Consider the following 19,935-nt stretch of genomic DNA (forward strand, 5'->3'; position numbering starts at 1 on the left):
GTGAATATGGTTAGCCTTGCCTAATGTTGTCAAGGGGGTTGCTGTCCACGGTCGCCGTGCTCCTCGCCATCGTTGTCAGCGGTTGCTCGTCACCGCCGTTGGCGACCACGAAAGCGGCCGAAACCGGAGCTGACCTGCAGCCGCTTTCACAGGTCAAGCCCCTGTCGGAGCCGAAGAACCAGGTCGGCCCGAGTACCGCGAGGCTCGCGCAGGCGGACATCACCGGCGGGAAACCGGCGGTTCAGCACCTCCCGGCGGCGATCACGGATCACCAGGGGACGCCGGTCACGGTGACCGACACCAGCCGGATCCTCGCCTTCGACATGTCCGGCACGCTCGCCGCGACCGTGTTCGGTCTCGGCCTCGGCGGCAACGTCGTCGGACGGGACGTCTCCACCGGCTTCCCGTCGGCTGCGAACCTGCCGCTGGTCACTGTGAACGGCCACCGGCTCAACGCCGAGGCGATCCTGGCGTTGCGCCCGACCGTGGTGATCACCGACACGACGCTGGGCCCCTGGGACGTCGTGCTCCAGTTGCGCGCGTCCGGGGTGCCCGTGGTCGTCGTCGACGCGAAGCGTTCGATGGACAACGTCGGTGACATCGTCCGTCAGGTCGCCGCCGCGCTGGGCGTTCCCGAAGCGGGCGAAAGCCTCGCCACCAGGCTCGCGGCCGACGTCGACGCCAAGAAGGCGGAGATCGCGAAGCTCGCTCCCGCCGATCCGGCCCGCAAACTCCGCGTCGTCTTCCTTTACATGCGAGGACAAGCCGGCGTGTATCACCTGTTCGGCAAGGGATCCGGCGCCGATTCGCTGATCGGCGCGCTCGGCGCGGTCGACGTCGCCACCGAGGCGGGGATCGAGGGGATGCGCCCGGTCAACCCGGAGGCGCTGGCCAAGGCCAAGCCCGACGTGATCCTCATGATGACGAAAGGCCTCGAATCCGTCGGCGGGATCGACGGCGCGCTCCAGGTGCCCGGGGTGGCGCAGACGCCCGCCGGGCAGCACCGCCGCGTCGTCGACATGGCGGACTCGCAGATCCTGAGCTTCGGACCGCTCACCGCCGGCGTGCTCGACGCGCTGGCACGGGCCCTCTACGCGCCGGACGACGCCGGATGAACCGCGGCGTCAAGGTGACCGCCGTGTTCGCCGCGCTCGTCGCCGGTGTCGTCGCGGTTTCCCTCGTTTCCGCGGGCAGCGGGCAGTTCGGCGTCCCGCTGTCGCAGGTCTTCGACTCGGTGCTGCACCGGCTCGGGCTCACGGAAACGCGGCTCGATCCGTTCGCCGAGGGCGCGCTGTGGCAGGTCCGGTTCCCCCGCGTGGTGATGACGTTGCTGGTCGGCGGGGTGCTCGGGGTCTGCGGCGCGGTGATGCAGGGCGTGTTCGGCAACCCGCTCGCCGAACCGGCCGTGGTCGGGGTCTCCTCCGGAGCGGCCGTCGGCGCCAGTCTGTCCATTGTGGCCGGTTGGACGTTCTTCGGCGCTTTCACCACACCAGCCTTGGGTTTCGCCGGTGGGCTCGTCACGACACTGCTCGTCTACGCGCTTTCGCGGTCTCGCGGGCGCTCCGAGGTGGTGACGCTGATCCTGACCGGCGTCGCGGTCAACGCGGTCACGATGGCGATCATCTCGTTCCTGATGTTCTCCGCCGACCAGGCCGCCCGCGAGCAGATCGTGTTCTGGCAGCTGGGTTCCCTGGCCGGTTCGCGCTGGCCGTACGTCGTGACCGTGCTGCCGCTGGTCGCCGTCGGGGTCGCGGTGTCGATCGCGCTTTCCCGGAAGCTCGACCTTCTCGCGCTCGGGGAGCGGCAGGCCCGGCATCTCGGCGTGGACGTCGAAAGACTGCGCCTCGGCGCTGTCGTGATCGTCGCGCTGATGGCGGCCGCGGCCGTTTCGTACTCGGGGATCATCGGGTTCGTCGGGCTGATCGTGCCGCACGGGCTGCGAATGCTGCTAGGTCCCGGGCACCGCGTGCTGATCCCGGCGAGCCTCTTCGGCGGCGCGCTGCTGCTCGCCGCGGCGGATCTCGGCGCCAGAACCCTCTTCACCTACGCGGATCTGCCGATCGGCATGCTGACCGCGCTCGTCGGCGGGCCGTTCTTCTTCTGGCTCCTGCTGCGCACCAGGCGGCGTTCGGGAGGCTGGGCGTGAAGTTCTTCTCCCGGCGTGAAAAAACCTTGCCCCGGCACGCCGAACGCGGTGCCGAACTCGATCGCGTCTCCTATGCGCTCGACGGGAAGACGCTGCTCCGCGAGGTCTCGCTGAGAGTGCGCGCGGGTGAGGTCCTCGCCGTCGTCGGCCCGAACGGCGCGGGCAAGTCCACGACCCTCGGGCTGCTCGTCGGGGATCTCCGCCCGGATTCGGGGCGCGTCCTCGTGGCCGGGACGGAGCTGGGTGGCTGGAGCGGGATCGAACTCGCGCGGTTGCGGGCGGTCCTGCCGCAGCAGAACACCGTGACCTTCCCGTTCACCGTCGAGGAAGTCGTACGGATGGGCAGAACCCCTTGGGAGGGAACGGAAGCCGAGGACTTCGACGAGACCGAGATCGCGGCCGCGCTCAAGGCGACCGGGATGACCGGGTTCGCCGGACGCCGGTTCACCACGCTGTCCGGCGGCGAGCAGGCGAGGGCCGCGCTCTCGCGGGTGCTCGCGCAGCGGGCGGGAGTCCTGCTGCTCGACGAGCCCACCGCCGCCCTGGATCTGCGGCACAGCGAGGAGATCCTCACGCTCGCTACGACGCGGGCCGAGGCCGGGGACGCGGTGCTCGTCGTCCTGCACGACCTCGGCCTCGCCGCCGCGTACGCGGACCGGGTCGCGGTGCTGTCGGACGGGGAACTCGCCGCCGAAGGCACGCCCGCCGAGGTGCTGACCGAGTCGCTGCTCACCGAGGTCTACCGGCATCCCGTGGAAGTCCTCACCCATCCCCGCACCGGGAAACCGATCGTCCTGCCCCACCGAGCGGCCGAGGAGCGCCGATGAAACAGCTGATGAGAGTGGCCGTCGCAGCCGGGCTGCTCATGATCGCCGCACCCGTGCCCGCCTCGGCGGCGGGCGCGGCCGTGACGTTCTCACCCGGTGCCGCGGACCCGGACTACGCGACCTCCTTGCAGGTCAAGGGAACAGGGTTCCAGTCCGTGCCCAAGGGGTACGGCGGGATCTACCTGCTGTTCGGCTGGGTCGCCGACGGCGCGTGGCAGCCGAGCCAGGGCGGCGCGGCAGGCGAGACCTACCGGTACGTCAAGGACAAGGAAACCAAGGACAACAACGGCTTCCAGCGATTCCTGGCCTTCCCCGGCAGCGACACCGCGTCCGCGGCCAACGGCGAGCTCGCCGCGAACGGGACCTGGTCGACGAAACTGGTGATCCCCGGCGCCCGGTTCAAGGCGGCCGACCGGACCGGGAAGGTCGTCGACGTCGATTGTCTCAAAGTCCGATGTGGACTGATCACGGTCGGCGCGCACGGCGTGGTCAACGCCACCAACGAGACTTTCACTCCGGTGACGTTCGCGGTGCCGAAGGCGCCCACGACGCAGGCCGCCGCGCCACCACCCCCTCCGGCTTCGTCGGCGCCGCCGCCCTCCTCCGGCGCGGCGCCGGCGTCCTCTTCGGCGCCACCTGTGTCCACTGTGGAATCCACGCCCGCGGCGACTCCGGCTCAGGCCGTGCAGCCTGCCGCGCAGAGCGGGGAATCCGGTTCGTGGTGGTGGATCGCCGTCGTGGCGGGCGTGGTGCTGATCGCCGCGCTCGCCGTCCCCCTGATCCGGGCCCGCAAACGGACCCGAAACGCGGAAGGTGAATGAAGTGTCCTTGCGAAGATGGGGCGCCGCGCTGGCGGGTGCTGCCCTGGTGGTCGGAATCGCCGTCACCCCGGCGCTCGCCGCCGATCCGTTCACGCCGAAGGTGACCGTGACACCGAGCACCGGGCTCGATCCGGCGGGGACGAAGATCGTCGTCAAGGGCACCGGGTTCGACCCGGCCGCCAACGACGGCAAGGGCTTCGGCCTGCGCGTGGGCCCGGCGAAGCCCGACGTCCGGGACCGCGCCGGTAAGGATTTCCAGGTCAGCCGCCTGATCAAGAAGGGCGCAGTCGGCACCCAGATCCCGCTCGGCGACGACGGGAACTGGGAATACGCGGTCACGGTCAAGGCCGAGTACCTCGCGAGCGGCACGACCTACAGCGCGAAGACGCAGCCGTTCAGTGTCTTCGTCTTCGGCTGGGACACCCCGGTGCTCACCTGGGACAGCACGACGCCGGTGAAGTTCACCGGAATCGGTGACCCCGATCCCGGTCCGGGGGACACCGCGGCCGGGCTCGGCTGGGGCGTGAGGCAGTCCTGGCGGAGCTACATCACCCGCGGCGGCACGGTGACACCGTCGAACGGGGCGACGCTGGATTCCTCGGCACCGAACGTCGAGCCGTTCCCGTACCGATGGAAGTACGGATCGTCCACATGGGACTCCGGCAAGGGCACGGTTTCCTACGCCGGGCAGGTCACCTACACGTTCGAGGCGCACACGATCTGGGACTTCACCATCGCCGATCCCCGGATCGCCATCGCCGGTGACGGCACCGGGAAGCTCACCGCGAAGATCGGGTATTCCTTCTACGGGACCAAGACCGCGCCCCAGAAGGTGCGGACGCCGTCCGACGTCGTGTTCGCCGACCTCAAGCTCAAGGCGCCACAACAGGTGGGGGACGGCGTCATCGTCGACATCGAGTCGGCGAAACTGACCAAGGAGGGCGCCGAGGCGTTCGCCGACTTCTACAAGGAGGGCGACGCTCTCGACACGGGCCGGATCGCCTTCCCCGGCAAGAGCGGCCCCGCGCCCACTTCAAGTCAGCCCACGAGTTCGGCGCCCACGAGTTCGGTTCCGACCTCGACTCCGACCTCGACTCCCGCCTCGACGACGTCCTCGGCGTGTGTGCTGACCCCGAATTCCGCGAAGCAGGGAAACCTGTTGTGGGGCTTCAAACAGAGCTTCCGCCGCTATGTCGCGACCGGTTCGGGCACGTCTATCACCGCTTCGGACGGTGTCGAGGTCACCGATATCGACAAGATCGACGGGACGGGGCCGCCGAGCGGGGCCTACCGGTGGGGCTTCGACAGCGTGCGGTACCAGTCGGCGAGCGAGTTCACGACGCAGTTCCGGGGCAAGGTGACCTTCGCCTATCCGAGTCACTCGTTCGAATTGTCGATCGGGCGGCCGAAGGTGGTCGTGGCGCAGGGGAAGGGCACGCTCTACGCCGACGTGGAACTGAAGACGACCAGCGGGGCGCCGTCGCCGCCCATCAATCAGCCTGGTGTGGAACTCGCGTCGCTGGACCTTGCGGCGGCGAAGACCACCGAGGGCGCGGGCGTGCTGAGTGTCGCCGGGATCAAGGTCACCCTGGGCAACGCGGAGGCTTTCGCGAAGTTCTACACGGTCGGCGAGGTGCTCGACGAGGCCGCGGTGACGCTCGGTGCGTCGTGCGCGAACCTGCCGGGCGGTTCCGGGCCCGGCTCGGGTCCCGGTGCCGGCTCGGGCTCCGGCTCCGATGACCTGGTGCCGGACGTGAAGTACCGGCCGGACTCGGCGCTGGCCTCCACCGGTGTCGAGAGCGGCGTCTGGCTGCTGGGCGGTCTGGTGTTGCTGGGCGCCGGACTGCTTCTGGTACTGGTGGTGCGTCGCCGGACCGCGTGAGCGATGTCATGAGGGGGCCCCATGGGACGGAATTCGTCCCATGGGGACCCCTCATGACACACGGGACCGAGGTCAGGCCGCCCGGTACGAGTCCAGCTCGCTCGCCAGCTCGTCGAACACCGCGATGTTGCACTCGAAGGCCACGATCGCCTCCTCGATCAGCCGCGCGCGCTCGTCCTCGCTCCACGGCGCCGAGTTCAGCCGCTCGCGGTAGCCGTCCCGGAACTTGGGCGCGCTGCCCAGCTGGTCGAAGTGGTAGAACAGCGACCCCGCGTCGCGCACCTCGTACTTGCGCTCCAGCAGTCGCCGGATGACCTGGCCGCCGGCGATGTCGCCGAGGTAGCGGGTGTAGTGGTGGGCGACGAACCCGCCGGACCAGTCCGACGCCTCGGCCACGCGCCGCGCGTAACGCTCCGTCGAGGCCAGCGGGCGGACGGTCTCCCGCCAGTCCGGGCCGACGAGGTGTTCGAGGTCGCGTTCGAGGCTCGGCAGCCGCCGCAGTTCCTCGAAGACGAACTTGCCCGCCACCGGGTCCGCGGCCAGCTTGTCGGCGGCGCGCTCGATGGCCTGGTAGATGAAGTAGTACTGGATGGCCAGCCGGGTGTAGCCCTCCAGCGAGAGCTCGCCGCCGAGCAGCGCGTTCATGTACTCGGAGTGGTTGGCCCGCTCGTGGGCGGCCATGGTGGAGGCGCGAAGGTTCGCGGAGAACGGCCCGGATTCGACGTCGGTGGTCACCGGCATGGACACAGCCTCCAAGCATCGATCTGACATGCTGTCAGAAAGAGCGTAAGGCACAACTGCGAGTTAGGCTACCCTAATCTTTAGGTTTCTCCGTCATGCCGACCGCTCTGAGCACGAATCGGACCGCTCCCTCGATCGCGTCGTCCAGCCGTTCGGGTGGCACGTCGACCACCTGACGGCTGCCCAGCGCGGCGGTGATCATCGGGATCAGCACGTCCGGATCCTCTTCCGGCACTCCCTCGGCGAGGATCTCCCGCAGCTGGCCGGTGATGGGATCCGCGTGCGCGCTGATCCGCCGGTACGCGGCGGGCGCCAGCGCCGACGCGAGCGCCGTCCCCGGCGGCAGGTGGTACTCCGCCAGCACCCGCAGTTGCAGCCGGACGAACGTCGAGAGCTTCGCGACCGGGGTGTCGGCGGTCGCGACGGCCGCCGTCAGCCGCTCGACGTACCGTGTCGCCTCGTCCTCGACGAAGGCGACCAGCAGGCTTTCCTTGTCGGGGAAGTGGTTGTACATCGCCGTCCGGCCGAGACCGGCTTCGGCCGCGACCCCCGCGAGCGTGACCGCGTCGAACCCGCGCTCGTACAGCTGCCCGCGCAGGACGTCGAACACCCTGCTGCGGACCTCGCGCCGGTGCTCCTCCAGCGACCGGCCGATGATCTTGGGCACGAGCCACCTCCTGGAAGGAGACCTTAGGCCTCCAGGGGCCAGGTGTGCACCGGCGTGTCGGTCGCGGACAGCTCCAGGTACCGGCCCAGCATCCGGTTCAGCGCGGTCTCGCGCTCGGCCCCGCGCTCCTCCGCGCGCAGGACGAACTCCCGCTGCCACGCCGCGCCGGTCCTCCTGGTGAGGCAGCGCTGCTCGATGACGCCCAGATAGCGCTCTCTCGCCGCGTCCGAAACATCCGATCGGCGTAATCCCTCGTGCGCCAGCGGCAGCAGGACCCGCAGCACCAGCTCGTCCGGCGGGATCCAGCCGATGCCGGGCCAGTACAACTGCGCGTCGAAACCCCGTCGCGCCCCCGCGTACATGTTCTCCTCGGCCGCCTGGAACGACATCTGTGTCCACACTGGACGGTCGGCCTCGGCGAGAGCCCGCTGGGCACCGTAGAAGAAGGCCGCGTTCGCGACCATGTCGACGACGGTCGGGCCCGAGGGCAGCACCCGGTTCTCCACCCGGAGATGCGGCATGCCGTCGACGACGTCGTAGACCGGCCGGTTCCAGCGCCAGACGGTGCCGTTGTGCATCCGCAGTTCGGTGAGTTTCGGCGCCTGGCCGGAGTCGAGCGCTTCGATCGGGTCTTCCCGGTCGGTCTCGGGCAGCAGGCCGGGGAAATACCGGACGTTCTCCTCGAACAGGTCGAAGATCGACGTGATCCACCGCTCACCGAACCAGACCCTCGGCCGCACGCCCTGGTTCTTCAGCTCCTCCGGCCGGGTGTCCGTGGCCTGCAGGAACAGCGGGATCCGAGTCTCGTGCCAGAGCGTCTTGCCGAGCAGGAACGGCGAATTCGCGCCGACCGCGATCTGGACCCCGGCCAGCGCCTGTGCCGCGTTCCAATGCGCCGCGAACTCCTCCGGCGCGACCTGGAGATGCAGCTGGACCGAGGTGCAGGCGGCCTCGGGCAGGATCGACTCGGAGTAGCTGCGCAGGCGCTCGGGTTGTCTGCCGGGCAGTGGCGCGCCCTCCATCGAAAGCACCGTCCGCTCGCCGCGCGCGGCGAAGATCCGGTCGTTGAGCAGCGAATACCGCGCGTTGTTGGTGAGCCACTTCTGGTCGAAGTGCTCGTGCCGCAGCGTCGGGAGGATGCCGATCATCGCCAGCGAGGCGCCGGATTCCTCGGCCGTGCGCGCGGCGGCGCCCAGATACGCGCGGAGATCGTCCTCCAGCTGGAGCGCGGACTCGCCGGCCAGCGGCCGCGGCGGCACGTTGAGCTCCAGGTTGTGCTGGCCGAGTTCGGTGGTGAACGACGGATCGTTCAGCGCCTCGAGCACCGTCGTGTTCGTCATCGACGGGCGCAGCTCGGCGTCCACGAGATTGAGTTCGACCTCGAGCCCGATGTTCTTGCGAGGGAAGGAAAAACTCCCGTCGGTGAGCATTCGGGCCAAAGTGTCGAGACAACGCTGGACCTTTCGGCGGTAACGTCCGCGATCTTGCGGTTCACAGGGGTCCGCCGAAAGATTCTTACCCATGTTCGTCGAGCTCCTCATTGGCCACGCTCCGCGGGATCCAGGCGGGACTGCCAGGCGGCCCAACGGTTTCACGCATCGCCTTCGCCCGGCTAGCGGCCAAACTGGTGCTCTCTGTCACTAGGGGTTAACTTACAGCAAAATACGCCCGTTCGTACCACCTCGCCCGGAACGTTCGGACGCAAACGGCGCGCGGTGGGGGTGATGACACACTCTCCCGGTGGCTGAACTGATCACCATCGACGATTCCGGCGACCCCCGGCTCGACGATTTCCGCGACTTGTCCACAGCCGATCGGCGGCCCGATCGGCCGGGCGGGCGTGGCTTCGTGATCGCCGAGGGCACCGTCGTGGTCGAACGGCTGCTCAAATCCCGATATCCGGTCCGCGCCCTCCTCGGCGTGGAGCGGCGATTCCACGAATTGAGCGGCGAACTGGACGGCGTCGACGTCCCCGGCTACGTGACCTCGGCCGAGACGATGGCCGAGGCGGTCGGATTCCATCTGAACCGCGGGATTCTGGCCGTCGCGGACCGGCCCGTCCCGCCGCCGACGGTCGAAAGCGTCATCGACGGCGCGCGGGTGCTCGCGGTGCTCGAAGGCGTCGGTGACCACGAGAATCTCGGCTCGCTGTTCCGCAACGCGGCCGCGCTCGGTGTCGACGGCGTCCTGCTCGGAGCCGGTTGTTCGGACCCGTTGTACCGGCGCAGCGTCCGCGTTTCGATGGGGCATGTGCTGCGCGTCCCGTTCGCCACGTTCGGTTCCTGGCCCGGCGACCTGGAACTGCTGCGGGAGCGCGGTTTCCGTATCGCGGCCCTCACTCCTCGTGCGGATTCCGTTTCGCTGCGCCAGTTACGGGATCAAACACCGGAGAAGATCGCGTTGATGCTGGGTGCGGAGGGCCCCGGCCTGACCGACGAGGCCATCGCCGCCGCCGACGTCGCGGTGCGGATCCCGATGCCCGACGGCGTCGATTCGCTGAATGTCGCGACCGCGGGCGCGATCGCGTTCTACGAGACGCGTCCACCGCTATCGTGAGCATCCGAGCGATCACGAGGAGAACCCATGGAATTGCGGATCCGTGAGGGACGCGCGGTGCTGGCCGGGCCGGGCGGCGGAAGCGCGCGCGAGGTGGACCCGCACTCACTCGCGATCGGTTCGGACCTCGCCCAGGCGCTGCACGAGTGGGCGCGTGTCGCGTCGGCCGTCGGCGCCGCCCGCCCCGGCGACTCCGGTGACCCCGACTCCGGCGACACCGGTACCGAAGCCGTTTCCGTGGTCTCCCAGCGAGGTCGTCAGCTCGCCCAGCGGGTCGCCGCCACGATGGGCACCTCGGTGCGGTTCGTCGATCCCGTCTCCGGCGAAGGCGTCATCGTCGACCCGCCCACTCCGGCACCCCGCAGCGAACTCGCGCGCCGCCTCTTCGGCACGCCGGACCCCGCCGGGGAACCGACCCCGTGGCTGACCGGGCTGACCATCTCCGCGTTCGTCGCGGCCGTGGTCGTCGTGGCGATGCTGGCGCTGGCGAACACCCTGGCGCGTGAGACCAGCGGCTGGCTCGCGCTGCTCGCGTCCGCCGTCGTGACCGCCGGGATCGCTCCGTCGCTGTGGCTGGCGCGCCGGGTGCCGATCGTGCGGTGGGCGTCGTTCGGCGCGGCCGCGGGGATCGTGATCGCGTGGATCGGCGTGCTGGTCGTCGTCTTCTAGACGCGTTTGGAGAACATCAGGATCTGCCCGCCCGCCTGCGTCGTCCGTTGCCCGCTCAGCGTGTAACCGCGGTATCCGGCGATCTGCGTGACCAGCGCCGCGGAGATCCGGTAGGCGCGCATCGCGATCTGCACGTGGGGCCGCCCGTCGAATTCCCGCGCGAGCCACCCGAGGCGGGAGGTGCGCGGGAACACGCAGGTGACGAAGGCGGCCGGGATGATTCCGGCGAAAGCGGCCAAGAACAGCAGGTTGGCCAGCGGGTCCTCGGATTCGTCCGACGCTCCGGCGGAAATCAGCGCCACGACGAGCAGGACGGCGATCGTGACGGGCACGATGCCGTTCAGCCACACGGGGCGGAACCCGGGCCCCGGCGGCGCGGGCAAGGGAAGCCGCGGTGGTGACGGGTCGCGGCCGAGCAGGAGGATCCGGTCGTCCGGATCGCCGAAATCCGCCGCGACCCGCAAACCCTCCGTCCCGGCGACCTCCGCGACACGCCGGGCGGAGAGGTTCGCGTGCTTGAGGCTGATCCAGACCTGGTCCGAACCGCTGATCCGGTTGAGCAGCCAGCGTTCCCGGTCCTTGTCCGGCCGGTCGGGACCGTCGAACCAGGGAACCGGCGGCACGTGCTGTGGCGCGTACTGGAAACTGAGGCAGCCCTGGTACATCGGCGGGATCTCCAGGTAGCCGCGTTCGCGCGCGATCCCGCGGACGCTCTCGGGGTCGATCCGCCATTCCAGCGGTGACACGTGGGAGTACGGCGCCCCGGTGAACACCTCGTACCGCAACCGGACGGTGCTGATGTACCAATCGTGCATGAGTATCCCCCTCGCACGAGGATACTGAGATCCATGGCCGGTGACCCGCTCGTTTCACTCAGACGGCTCTGCCTCGCGCTGCCGGAGACCTCCGAGCGCCTCAGCCACGGCGAGCCGGCGTGGTTCGTGCGCGGCAAGAAGTCGTTCGTCAAGTACGCCGACCGTCATCACGACGACAAGGTCGCGTTCTGGTGCCCGGCGCCGCCCGGCGCGCAGGAAGAACTGGTGGGCGCCGAGCCGGAACGGTTCTTCCGGCCGCCCTACGTCGGGCACAGTGGCTGGATCGGGGTCCGGGTGGACGTCGACGTCGACTGGGCCGAGATCGAGCGGATCGTCACCGACGCCTATTGCCTCGTGGCGCCGAAATCCCTGATCGCGCAGGTCCCCGGACGCACGTAATGGCCCCTCCACCGGAAGGGGCCATTACGTGCGAAGTCAACCTCGTTGCGATCGGACGCCCAACAGGACGTCTTCCCAGGATGGAACGATGGGGTGGTTCTTCTTCCCCTTCGCCCGTGGAGCGGGTTCGGCCACTTCCTCCGGCTCGTCAGCCGGGAGTGGTGGCTCGACATCTTCGTCGGGCTCCGCGAGCGGCGCGTCGATCACCTTCGCGACCGGTTCGTCCGGAGCCGAATCGAGAGTGGGCTGAACGGCTGGTTCCTTGGCGGGGTCCAGCGCCCGGACCGTGCGCGGGGCGCGGTAGGCGTTGGGGTTGAGCAGGACTTCGGCGTTTTCGTCGAGCGCCTGCACGGTGCCGCCGTGCGCGCCGGGCGCGAACGCCCAGTGCGCGCGGTTGTCCGAGCGGCCTGCCTTCCAGCTCAGCACGACGACCCACTTGCCGTCGTCGCCGCGCCAGGAGTCCCAGGTCGCCTGGCTGTAGTCGTGGCCGCGCTGCCCGAAGGAGTGCGCGACGACCTCACCGAGGGTCTGCACGTCGGGGCCGTCTTCGCGGATCGGGTGCGCGCGCTGGGCCAGTTCGGCGGTGCGGGATCGTTCGAGCAGGACCGGGTACGCGAACCGCTCGACGCGCTGCACGGTCACGCCGGCGCTGCTCGCGACCTGCTCCACGGACTCACCGGCCCGGATTCGTGCCTGGATCTCGCGTGGCCGCATTTGGCTCTCCAACTCGATTTCGATCTGGCCGAGGCGGGTGATGTCACCCCTCGCCGCCGCTCGCAACCTCTCGTCCGCGGGGAGCAGGAAGCGCGTGCGGCTCGCCGGGTCTTCGCACACGATGGACTTACCGTCCTCGTGCAGCCCGACCACCCGTAGCGCTCGCATTCTCGCCTCCCCGATTCTTCACCTTTGTGGGTGTCCACGTTAAAACGGCGCGTCGCCTTGACGTGTGAGGCGCGCCGATGTCATGTGTCCTGCTCACTATTTTGTTCATGACCGCAAGTGCATTCTGCTGGAGTAATCCACGGCTCGCCGCGTGACGCGCTGGACACACACAGTCACGATCGGGGGAATCTACGGCAGCCGGATCCGGACGACCAGTCCGCCGCCGCGTCCGCCCGGTTCCGCGCCCGCGGTCCCGCCGTGCGCCTGGGCGATGGACCGGACGATCGACAGTCCGAGCCCGGCGTTGCGCGAGTCGCCGGTCCGGTCGACCGACAGCCGCCGGAACGGTTCGAACAGCGCGGGTACGGCGTCCAACGGCACCTGAGGGCCGGTGTTGCGCACCACCAGCGCCGGGTCGCCGCCGATGTCGACGTGGATCCAGCCGCCCTTGCGGTTGTAGGTGATGGCGTTGTGCACGAGGTTCGTGACCAGCCGTTCCAGCAGCACGGGGTCGCCGGACACGGTCCGCGGCCGCAGCCGCGACTCCACGGTGACGCCCGCTTCCTCGGCCATGGCCGCCGCCGACCGGATGACCGTCGCCGCGACCTCGTCCAGGCGGACGGGGCCGCGCGCGGCCAGGCCGCGATCGCTGCGGGCGAGCACGAGCAGGCCCTCGATCATCCGTTCGCTGCGTTCGTTGGTGTAGATCAGGTGCTCGCCGAGTTTCCGGACCTCCGGGCTGACGTCGGGGTCGGCCATCGCCACCTCGACCAGCGTGCGCTGCACGGCCAGCGGGGTCCGCAGTTCGTGGGACGCGTTGGCGACGAAGCGTTTCTGGCTGTCGAACGACACGGCGAGCCTGTCGAGCATGCCGTCGAAGGTGTCGGCGAGCTCCTTGAGTTCGTCGTCGGGGCCGTCGAGGTCGATCCGCCTGTCGAGGTTCTCGACCTCGAGTTTCCGCGCGGTGGAAGTGATCGCGTGCAGCGGCCGCAGCACCCGGCTCGCCATCAGCCAGCCGAGCAGCACCGCGAGCGCGCCGGCGATCGCCAGTGCCACCAGCGATTGCCACAGCAGTGTCGAAAGGACGTCCGAGCGGTATTCGGTGATCGAGGTCGCGACCAGCTGCGTGGCCTGGGCGCGCTCGACGGGCATGATGGTCGCCGTGTCCATCGGGTACGCCTGGGCGCGCTGGACCGAGATGCCCGCGGCGGTGTCGGCGAAGGCGGCCGTGTCCGGCAGCTTCGAACTCACCAGCAGGTAGTTGACGATCAGCAACGCGAGCCCGACGATCAGGAACGCCCCGCCGTAGAGCGCCGTCAGCTTGGTGCGGACGGAGAGCCGGAGCGGTTTCACGACCCGAACCGGTAACCGGCGCCGGGCACGGTCTCGATCAGCGGCGGCTCGCCGAGCTTGCGCCGCAACGTCATCATCGCCACGCGGACGGCGTTCGTGAACGGGTCGGCGTGCTCGTCCCACGCCTTCTCCAGCAGGTCCTCCGCGCTGACCACGGTCCCTTCGGCGCGCATCAGCACCTCCAGTACCGCGAATTCCTTGGGGGACAAGGGAAGGAACCGGCCGTCGCGGGACGCCTGGTGCCGTGGCAGGTCGAGGACGACGCCGCCGCGTTCCAATACCGGCGGCAGCGCCGGCCGCGCGCGCCGCGACAACGCCTGCACCCGCGCGACCAGTTCGGCGAACGCGAACGGTTTCGTCAGGTAGTCGTCGGCGCCGAGGCCCAGCCCGGCTACCCGGTCGTCGACGTCGGTGGCGGCCGTCAGCATGAGGACCCGCGCCTCGCCGCCGGTCTTCAGCACCGCCGCGCAGACCTCGTCGCCGTGCACGACGGGAAGGTCCCTGTCGAGCACGACGACGTCGTAGCCGTGCACCCCCACCCGGTCCAGGGCCTGGCCGCCGTCGTAGCAGACGTCGACGGCCATGGAGAACCGTCGCAGGCCCTCGGCGATCGTGTCCGCCAGAAGCCGCTCGTCTTCCACCACCAGCACTCTCACCAGGTCAGTCTGCCCCGGATGGGGGTAAGCGCGAGATAAGCGCGGGTCGTCCGGCCGGGTGGTGTGGCCCGGTCGGGTTGGAGGCACCGTGTCTTAGGTATCTGCGGTCGGACGGTTTCGCGTGACCGGTGGGACGACACGCGTGATCAGACGGACGACACGCGTGATTGGGCGGACGGCACGCGGTGGGGACTCGGCCGTCGCCGAATGTCGTCCGTCTGGCCACGAGTGTCGTCCGTCTGATCACACGTGTCGTCCACTCGGTCACGCGAACGGACCGGTCCGGCCCACCTCGGCCCGGTGTCGCGAAAGCCACTTTCGCAACGTTGAAGGTTGCGAAAGTGGCTTTCACAACGCGTTCTGCCGAGACAGAGCCGGTACCTGCGGACGGCTTGGCTCAGCCGGCCAGGTGGCCCCGGCCGAACTCGCGTGATCGAAGCCGTGACTCACGTGCTTGGAGGCCGAACTCATGTGCTTGGAGCCGTAACTCGCGTGATCCGGCTTCAAGCACGCGAGTTACGGCTTCAAGCACGCGAGTTCCGGCGTCAAGCACATGAGTTCGGCCTCCAAGCACGCGTGTTCCGGCTGGGTGCACCTGCCGCGGGCCGGACCAGTGGGAGCGTAAGCGCGACATAAGCGACTTCGCTTACCGCGCCGGAATCGCCGCCTCCGTAGAAATCGGGTCGCCAAGACGACCGAAGGAGCAGCGATGCGGAAACGACCGATGGCGGCACTGATCGCCGGAGCGGTCTTCGCGCTGGTGGCCGGCTGCGGCGGCGGGGACGGCGGCGACAAGGTCGCCTCGATCTCGTCACCGCCGAGCGCCGGCGCCGGTGACGGACAGCAGGCCGACAACGTGTCCGACGAGGACAAGAGGCGCAACTTCGCGAAGTGCATGCGCGAGCACGGGGTCGACATGCCCGATCCCAAGAGGGACGCCAACGGCCAGGACACGGTCACCTTCGAGGCGGTCGAGGGTGGGTTCGACGAGAACAAGATGAAGGCCGCGGACGAGGCGTGCCGCAAGCTCCTGCCGAACGGCGGCGAGATCAAGCCGCCGACGCCGGAAGAGCTCGACAAGATGCGCAAGGAAGCCAAGTGCATGCGCGACCACGGCATCGACTTCCCGGACCCCGAGCCCGCGGGCAAGGGCGGCGCCGCCATCGCGCTGGGCGACGCGAACGGTGACCCGAAGAAGTTCGAAGAAGCGGCGAAGGCCTGCGGTCTCGGCATGACCATGAGGGCGGCTCCGGCGAAATGAGCGAACACGAAGGTCCCGGCGGCGCTCGGCGTTCGCGCCGGGCGCGCTGGTTCATCATCGCGGCGGTCCTCGCCGTCGTGGTCGGGACGACGTCGGTGGTCGTGCTGACCAGGGTGACGTCGGAGGCCCAGCAGGTCGGGCAGGCGCCGCCACCGGTCGAAACCGCGAAGGTGGAGAAGACCGACTTGCAGGAGGAGGAAGAAGCGAGCGGAAAGCTGGGCTACGGCGAGGAAAGCTCCCTCGCCGGCCGGAAACAGGGCACCATCACGTCCCTTCCGGACGCGGGCGCCGTGCTCACCCGCGGCAAGGCCGTGTACGGCGTCGACGCCAAGCCGGTCCCGTTGTTCTACGGCACGCTGCCGTTCTTCCGTGACCTCGCGGACGGGGCGGCGGACGGCCCGGACGTCAAGCAGCTGGAAGAGAACCTGAAGGCGCTCGGTTTCGGCCGTTTCGGCACGCCCGACAAGAAGTTCACCTCGGCCACCGCCGCCGCGATCAAGAAGTGGCAGAAGTCGCTGGGGGTCGAGCAGACCGGCGCCTTCGGGCAGGGCGACGTCGTCCTCGCGGCCGGCGAGATCCGGGTTTCGCAGCTCGCCGCGCAGCTCGGCGGTCCCGGCGGAGGCGAACTGCTGAAGTACACCGGCACCGAGCGGATCGTCGAGGTCAAACTCGACGCCGCCAAGCAGGCCATCGCCAAGGAAGGGGACAAGGTCGGTGTCGAAATCACCGGCGGCAAGACGACCAACGGCGTGATCACCGAGGTCGGCAAGGTCGCGGAGAACGGCAAGGACGGCGCCGGGCAGGACGACGGCAAACCGAAGATCAAGGTCAAGATCAAACTGGACGATCCGGCCGCCGCGGGGTCGCTCGATTCGACGCCGGTCTCGGTTCGGTTCACCAAGGAAGTCCACAGTGGAGTGCTGGCGGTCCCGGTCGGCGCCCTGCTCGCGCTCGCCGAGGGCGGCTACGCCGTCGAGGTCGACGAAGGCGGCAAGCGACGGCTCATCGCGGTGAAGACCGGCCTGTTCTCCGGCGGCCGCGTCGAGATCTCCGGCACCGGCCTCGCCGCCGGGATGCGGGTGGTGACGACGTCATGACCCCGGTGCTGGCCGTGCGCGACGCCTCGCGCACCTATCCCGGCGGCGTGCGCGCCCTGCACGAGGTGACACTGTCCATCGAGGACAGGGAGATGGTCGCGATCCTCGGGCCGTCCGGTTCCGGCAAGTCGACGCTCTTGCAGCTGATGGGCACACTCGACCGGCCCACCAGCGGCGTCATCGAACTGCGCGGGCACGACGTCGCGAAGTTGCCCGACCGCAAGCTTTCCGCGCTGCGGTCACGGTGGATCGGTTTCGTGTTCCAGCAGTTCTTCCTCAGTGAGGGGGTGAGCGCGGTCGACAACGTCGCGACGGGGCTGCTGTACGCGGGGGTGCCGCGGCGGAAACGACGCGAGCGGGCGCTGGCGGCGCTCGACCGGGTCGGTCTCGCGCACCGTGCGTGTCATTTCCCGAACGAGCTCTCCGGCGGGGAACGGCAGCGGGTGGCGATCGCGCGGGCGGTCGTCAACTCGCCGTCGATCCTGCTGGCCGACGAGCCGACCGGGAACCTCGACACGGGCAACGGCGCGGCGATCCTCAACCTGCTCGCCACGTTGAGTTCGCAGGGGACGACGGTCGTGATCATCACTCACGACCGGGAGATCGCGGCGGGTATCCCGCGGCGGATCGAGCTGCGGGACGGCCGGATCCGGCTCGACACCGGGACGGGGGTGCCGGTGTGAGCCCGCCGGTGCTCGACAAGACGCCGGATCCGGCCCGGCTCGGCCCGCGTGACGTGCTGAACCTCGGCGCGCACGGGATGCGGACGCGGCCGATGCGCGCGGTGCTGTCCGCGCTCGGCATCGGGATCGGGATCGCCGCGATGGTGGCGGTGCTCGCGATCCCGGCGTCGGGCGCGAAGGCACTGCAAGACCAGCTGTCCGCGCTCGGAACCAATCTGCTCACCGCGGGACCGGGCAAGACGATGTTCGGCGGCGACGCGACGTTGCCGGACAGCGCGGTGCCGATGGCGAAGCGGATCGCCCCGGTGACGGCGGCGTCCGCGACCGGCGGCACCGGCGCGTCGGTCCGGCGGACGGACAAGATCGACAAGGACGAGACGTCCGGCCTGTCCGTCTTCGCGGCGACGCCGGAACTGCTCGACGTCATCGGTGGTTCCGTCCGCGACGGCCGGTTCCTCCGTGACGCGACCCGCGACTACCCGGTCGTCGTGCTGGGCTCGGTCGCGGCCGCGCGGCTCGGGATCGACCACATCGACCAGGCCGCCCCGCCGAAGGTGTTCATCGACGGGAAGTGGTTCACCGTGGGCGGGATCCTCGGGCCGACGCCGCTGGCGCCCGAGATCGAGCGGTCGGCGCTGGTCGGCTGGGACGCGGCGGTGCGGCTCCTCGGCTTCAAGGGGCATTCGACCACCGTGTACGTGCGCGCGAAGGATTCGCAGGTCGAGAACGTCCGCTCGGTGCTCGCGCACACGATGAACCCGGAGGCGCCGAACGAGGTCGAGGTGCGTCGCCCGTCGGAGGCGCTGGAGGCGCAGAAGCTGACGGAGAACACCTACAGCGCGCTGTTCCTCGGGCTCGGCGGGGTGGCGTTGCTGGTCGGCGGCGTCGGGGTGGCCAACACGATGGTGATCTCGGTGCTGGAGCGGCGCCGGGAGATCGGCCTGCGCCGCGCGCTCGGCGCGACGAAACGGCAGGTGAGAGGCCAGTTCTTGGCCGAGTCGGTGTTGCTGTCCGGGCTCGGCGGGATCGCCGGGGTGCTGGTCGGCGTCCTCGTGACCTCCGGGTACGCGCTGAGCCAGGGCTGGCCGGCGGTGCTTCCGGTCGGCGCCCTGCTCGGCGGGGTCGGGGTCTCGGCGCTCGTCGGTGCCGTCGCGGGTGCCTATCCGGCGATGCGCGCGGCGCGGCTGCCGCCGACCCAGGCCCTCGCCTAGCTGGCGTTTCGTCCTCTGGATGCGGTGGTTCGCACTGCCAACTACCGCATCCAGAGGACTAACTGCGTGGTGGCGGTGGGTAATCTCGCCGGGTGCTGGTGGGATTGTCGGGGCGGAAACTCGCGGGGGCGCTGCTCGCGCTCGAAGTCGTCGTGGTCGGCGTGCTGTTCACCATGAAGGTTTTCGACGGCCAGGACCTCGAGGTCTACGTCGGCGGTTCCCGGCTGCTCCTCGACTCGGGAGACCTGTACGGCACCTGGGTCCAGACGCACGGCGGCTGGCTGCCCTTCACGTACACGCCGTTCGCGGCGGCGGTGTTCGTACCCGGCACGCTGCTGTCCACGGCGATCGCGACGAGGCTGGTCGGGCTCGCGTCGATCATCGCGGGCGGGATCGTCGTGTACCTCTTCGTCGCGACGCTCAACGGCTCGCTCACCGACCGCGCGAACGTCCGGGGTCGCGCCATCGCCGTCCTGGCCGCGATCGGGGCACAGGCCGTCGGCGGGCTCATGGAGCCGGTCCGGTCGACGCTCGGCTTCGGCCAGATCAACACCCTGCTGATGCTGATGGTCGTGCTCGACGCCCTGCTGCCGGGCCGCGCGCGCACGAAGGGACTGCTGATCGGCGTCGCCGCCGCGATCAAGCTGACCCCGGCGTTCTTCATCCTGTTCTTCTTGTTCCGCAAGGACTTCCGCTCCGCCGTCCGGGTCGTCGCCGGGTTCCTCGGCGCCGGGCTGCTGATGTTCGCGTTCGCGCCCGGCGCGTCGGCGAAGTTCTGGACGGACGTCCTCTTCGACACCAGCCGCATCGGTGATCGCGGCTACGTCGGCAATCAGTCGCTGCGCGGGATGCTGGCGCGCTTCGGGTTCGGCTCGGCGGAAGAGATCGTCTGGGTGCTGGCCGCGGCCGCGGTGGTCGCGCTGACCGCGTTCGTGATCGCGCGCGTCGCGGAACCGGTGTTCGCGCTGACCGCCTGCGCGGTCGGCGGCCTCCTGGTCTCGCCGGTGACCTGGACGCATCACTGGATCTGGTGCGTGCCGATCCTCGTGCTGCTGGTGTGGCTGCGATCGGCGGTTTCGTACGTGCTCGCCGCCGTGACGGCGGCGCTGTTCGTGATCGCGCCGATGTGGCTCGCGCCGCGGCCCGCCGGGAGCTTCGGCTGGTGGCTGGCGACGGAATCCTTCGTCCTCTACGGCCTTCTGCTGCTGGTGCTGGCCGCAGTCTTCCCCAAGTACGTGAAGGCCCCCTTCATTGCGCCTAGCGCAATGA

20 protein-coding genes are annotated in these 19,935 nt (G+C 69.6%); 13 read left to right on the forward strand and 7 right to left on the reverse strand.

The window, feature by feature from the left end; translation table 11 throughout:
- The first annotated feature begins 23 nt into the window (after positions 1-23).
- Genes ACFWMR_RS16545 through ACFWMR_RS16565 form a run of 5 tightly spaced genes read left to right on the forward strand, consistent with a single transcriptional unit; the run spans position 24 to position 5,676 of the window.
- On the forward strand, positions 24-1,115 hold the full coding sequence (locus ACFWMR_RS16545) for a heme/hemin ABC transporter substrate-binding protein (protein ID WP_378378959.1): 1,092 nt from the start codon (positions 24-26) through the stop codon (positions 1,113-1,115).
- Complete coding sequence (locus ACFWMR_RS16550; protein ID WP_093933200.1) at positions 1,112-2,146, forward strand: FecCD family ABC transporter permease; 1,035 nt, start codon at positions 1,112-1,114, stop codon at positions 2,144-2,146. The genes ACFWMR_RS16545 and ACFWMR_RS16550 overlap by 4 nt, the downstream gene beginning before the upstream one ends.
- Positions 2,143-2,973 carry a heme ABC transporter ATP-binding protein gene (locus ACFWMR_RS16555; RefSeq protein ID WP_378378960.1) on the forward strand — a complete coding sequence of 277 codons (831 nt, stop codon included), beginning with the start codon at positions 2,143-2,145 and terminating at the stop codon, positions 2,971-2,973. Before ACFWMR_RS16550 ends, ACFWMR_RS16555 begins: the two co-directional genes overlap by 4 nt.
- A complete protein-coding gene (locus ACFWMR_RS16560; protein WP_378378961.1) occupies positions 2,970-3,794 on the forward strand; it encodes a hypothetical protein in 825 nt (274 codons plus the stop codon). Before ACFWMR_RS16555 ends, ACFWMR_RS16560 begins: the two co-directional genes overlap by 4 nt.
- Before the next feature lies 1 nt (position 3,795).
- On the forward strand, positions 3,796-5,676 hold the full coding sequence (locus ACFWMR_RS16565; protein WP_378378962.1) for an HtaA domain-containing protein: 1,881 nt from the start codon (positions 3,796-3,798) through the stop codon (positions 5,674-5,676).
- 72 nt (positions 5,677-5,748) lie between these two features.
- Here the strand turns inward: ACFWMR_RS16565 and ACFWMR_RS16570 are convergent, their stop codons facing one another.
- From ACFWMR_RS16570 to ACFWMR_RS16580, 3 genes are all read right to left on the reverse strand, one after another.
- The gene (locus tag ACFWMR_RS16570; protein ID WP_378277008.1) at positions 5,749-6,417 is read right to left on the reverse strand and encodes a biliverdin-producing heme oxygenase; all 669 of its coding nucleotides are present in this window, start codon (positions 6,415-6,417) and stop codon (positions 5,749-5,751) included.
- Positions 6,418-6,490: 73 nt separating this feature from the next.
- Positions 6,491-7,084: a TetR/AcrR family transcriptional regulator gene (locus ACFWMR_RS16575; protein WP_093933204.1), complete on the reverse strand. Its 594-nt coding sequence runs from the start codon at positions 7,082-7,084 to the stop codon at positions 6,491-6,493.
- A gap of 23 nt (positions 7,085-7,107) precedes the next feature.
- Positions 7,108-8,607 (reverse strand): glutamate-cysteine ligase family protein, encoded by a 1,500-nt coding sequence (locus ACFWMR_RS16580; protein ID WP_093933205.1) that lies wholly within the window; start codon positions 8,605-8,607, stop codon positions 7,108-7,110.
- A gap of 217 nt (positions 8,608-8,824) precedes the next feature.
- On the opposite strand from ACFWMR_RS16580, the gene ACFWMR_RS16585 reads away from it, so the two are divergent.
- Together ACFWMR_RS16585 and ACFWMR_RS16590 are read left to right on the forward strand one after the other, a co-directional pair.
- Positions 8,825-9,640, forward strand: coding sequence for a TrmH family RNA methyltransferase (locus tag ACFWMR_RS16585; protein ID WP_378378963.1), 816 nt, complete (start codon positions 8,825-8,827; stop codon positions 9,638-9,640).
- 27 nt (positions 9,641-9,667) lie between these two features.
- The gene (locus tag ACFWMR_RS16590) at positions 9,668-10,309 is read left to right on the forward strand and encodes a DUF2537 domain-containing protein (protein WP_378277009.1); all 642 of its coding nucleotides are present in this window, start codon (positions 9,668-9,670) and stop codon (positions 10,307-10,309) included.
- Here the strand turns inward: ACFWMR_RS16590 and ACFWMR_RS16595 are convergent.
- A complete protein-coding gene (locus ACFWMR_RS16595) occupies positions 10,306-11,124 on the reverse strand; it encodes a hypothetical protein (protein ID WP_378378964.1) in 819 nt (272 codons plus the stop codon). The two genes, ACFWMR_RS16590 and ACFWMR_RS16595, sit on opposite strands and share 4 nt — an antisense overlap.
- Positions 11,125-11,157: 33 nt before the next feature.
- Between ACFWMR_RS16595 and ACFWMR_RS16600 the strand changes: the two genes are divergently transcribed.
- Positions 11,158-11,523, forward strand: a complete 366-nt coding sequence (locus tag ACFWMR_RS16600; RefSeq protein WP_093933209.1) for an MmcQ/YjbR family DNA-binding protein — start codon at positions 11,158-11,160, stop codon at positions 11,521-11,523.
- Between the two features lie 36 nt (positions 11,524-11,559).
- Here ACFWMR_RS16600 and sepH read toward each other — a convergent pair whose 3' ends face one another.
- The 3 genes from sepH to ACFWMR_RS16615 all read right to left on the reverse strand — a co-directional run bounded on the left by sepH (position 11,560) and on the right by ACFWMR_RS16615 (position 14,414).
- Positions 11,560-12,405 (reverse strand): septation protein SepH, encoded by an 846-nt coding sequence (sepH, locus tag ACFWMR_RS16605; RefSeq protein WP_093933210.1) that lies wholly within the window; start codon positions 12,403-12,405, stop codon positions 11,560-11,562.
- 189 nt (positions 12,406-12,594) lie between these two features.
- Positions 12,595-13,758 carry an ATP-binding protein gene (locus tag ACFWMR_RS16610; protein WP_093933211.1) on the reverse strand — a complete coding sequence of 388 codons (1,164 nt, stop codon included), beginning with the start codon at positions 13,756-13,758 and terminating at the stop codon, positions 12,595-12,597.
- Entirely contained in the window at positions 13,755-14,414 is a 660-nt protein-coding gene (locus ACFWMR_RS16615) for a response regulator transcription factor (RefSeq protein WP_093933212.1), read from the reverse strand. The genes ACFWMR_RS16610 and ACFWMR_RS16615 overlap by 4 nt, the downstream gene beginning before the upstream one ends.
- Positions 14,415-15,123: 709 nt before the next feature.
- Between ACFWMR_RS16615 and ACFWMR_RS16620 the strand changes: the two genes are divergently transcribed.
- The 5 genes from ACFWMR_RS16620 to ACFWMR_RS16640 form a co-directional block, all read left to right on the forward strand.
- Positions 15,124-15,675: a hypothetical protein gene (locus ACFWMR_RS16620; RefSeq protein ID WP_093933213.1), complete on the forward strand. Its 552-nt coding sequence runs from the start codon at positions 15,124-15,126 to the stop codon at positions 15,673-15,675.
- A complete protein-coding gene (locus ACFWMR_RS16625) occupies positions 15,672-16,772 on the forward strand; it encodes a peptidoglycan-binding protein (RefSeq protein WP_378378965.1) in 1,101 nt (366 codons plus the stop codon). The genes ACFWMR_RS16620 and ACFWMR_RS16625 overlap by 4 nt, the downstream gene beginning before the upstream one ends.
- Positions 16,769-17,455: an ABC transporter ATP-binding protein gene (locus ACFWMR_RS16630; protein WP_378378966.1), complete on the forward strand. Its 687-nt coding sequence runs from the start codon at positions 16,769-16,771 to the stop codon at positions 17,453-17,455. The genes ACFWMR_RS16625 and ACFWMR_RS16630 overlap by 4 nt, the downstream gene beginning before the upstream one ends.
- Positions 17,452-18,666 (forward strand): ABC transporter permease, encoded by a 1,215-nt coding sequence (locus tag ACFWMR_RS16635; protein ID WP_378378967.1) that lies wholly within the window; start codon positions 17,452-17,454, stop codon positions 18,664-18,666. The genes ACFWMR_RS16630 and ACFWMR_RS16635 overlap by 4 nt, the downstream gene beginning before the upstream one ends.
- A gap of 92 nt (positions 18,667-18,758) precedes the next feature.
- Positions 18,759-19,935, forward strand: a 1,177-nt coding sequence (locus ACFWMR_RS16640; protein WP_378378968.1) for a glycosyltransferase 87 family protein, incomplete at its 3' end; no start/stop codon positions are given.

The sequence above is a fragment of the Amycolatopsis thailandensis genome (genome assembly GCF_042723255.1).
Classification (GTDB): Bacteria; Actinomycetota; Actinomycetes; order Mycobacteriales; family Pseudonocardiaceae; genus Amycolatopsis; species Amycolatopsis thailandensis.

What these genes read in the sequence shown, in the direction of transcription:
- ACFWMR_RS16545 (WP_378378959.1), top strand. Translation starts at nt 24, where the DNA reads ATGTTGTCAAGGGGGTTGCTGTCCACGGTCGCCGTGCTCCTCGCCATC.
- ACFWMR_RS16550 (WP_093933200.1), top strand. Translation starts at nt 1,112, where the DNA reads ATGAACCGCGGCGTCAAGGTGACCGCCGTGTTCGCCGCGCTCGTCGCC.
- ACFWMR_RS16560 (WP_378378961.1), top strand. Translation starts at nt 2,970, where the DNA reads ATGAAACAGCTGATGAGAGTGGCCGTCGCAGCCGGGCTGCTCATGATC.
- ACFWMR_RS16570 (WP_378277008.1), bottom strand. Translation starts at nt 6,417, where the DNA reads ATGCCGGTGACCACCGACGTCGAATCCGGGCCGTTCTCCGCGAACCTT.
- ACFWMR_RS16580 (WP_093933205.1), bottom strand. Translation starts at nt 8,607, where the DNA reads ATGGGTAAGAATCTTTCGGCGGACCCCTGTGAACCGCAAGATCGCGGA.
- ACFWMR_RS16590 (WP_378277009.1), top strand. Translation starts at nt 9,668, where the DNA reads ATGGAATTGCGGATCCGTGAGGGACGCGCGGTGCTGGCCGGGCCGGGC.
- ACFWMR_RS16595 (WP_378378964.1), bottom strand. Translation starts at nt 11,124, where the DNA reads ATGCACGATTGGTACATCAGCACCGTCCGGTTGCGGTACGAGGTGTTC.
- ACFWMR_RS16600 (WP_093933209.1), top strand. Translation starts at nt 11,158, where the DNA reads ATGGCCGGTGACCCGCTCGTTTCACTCAGACGGCTCTGCCTCGCGCTG.
- sepH (WP_093933210.1), bottom strand. Translation starts at nt 12,405, where the DNA reads ATGCGAGCGCTACGGGTGGTCGGGCTGCACGAGGACGGTAAGTCCATC.
- ACFWMR_RS16620 (WP_093933213.1), top strand. Translation starts at nt 15,124, where the DNA reads ATGCGGAAACGACCGATGGCGGCACTGATCGCCGGAGCGGTCTTCGCG.
- ACFWMR_RS16625 (WP_378378965.1), top strand. Translation starts at nt 15,672, where the DNA reads ATGAGCGAACACGAAGGTCCCGGCGGCGCTCGGCGTTCGCGCCGGGCG.
- ACFWMR_RS16630 (WP_378378966.1), top strand. Translation starts at nt 16,769, where the DNA reads ATGACCCCGGTGCTGGCCGTGCGCGACGCCTCGCGCACCTATCCCGGC.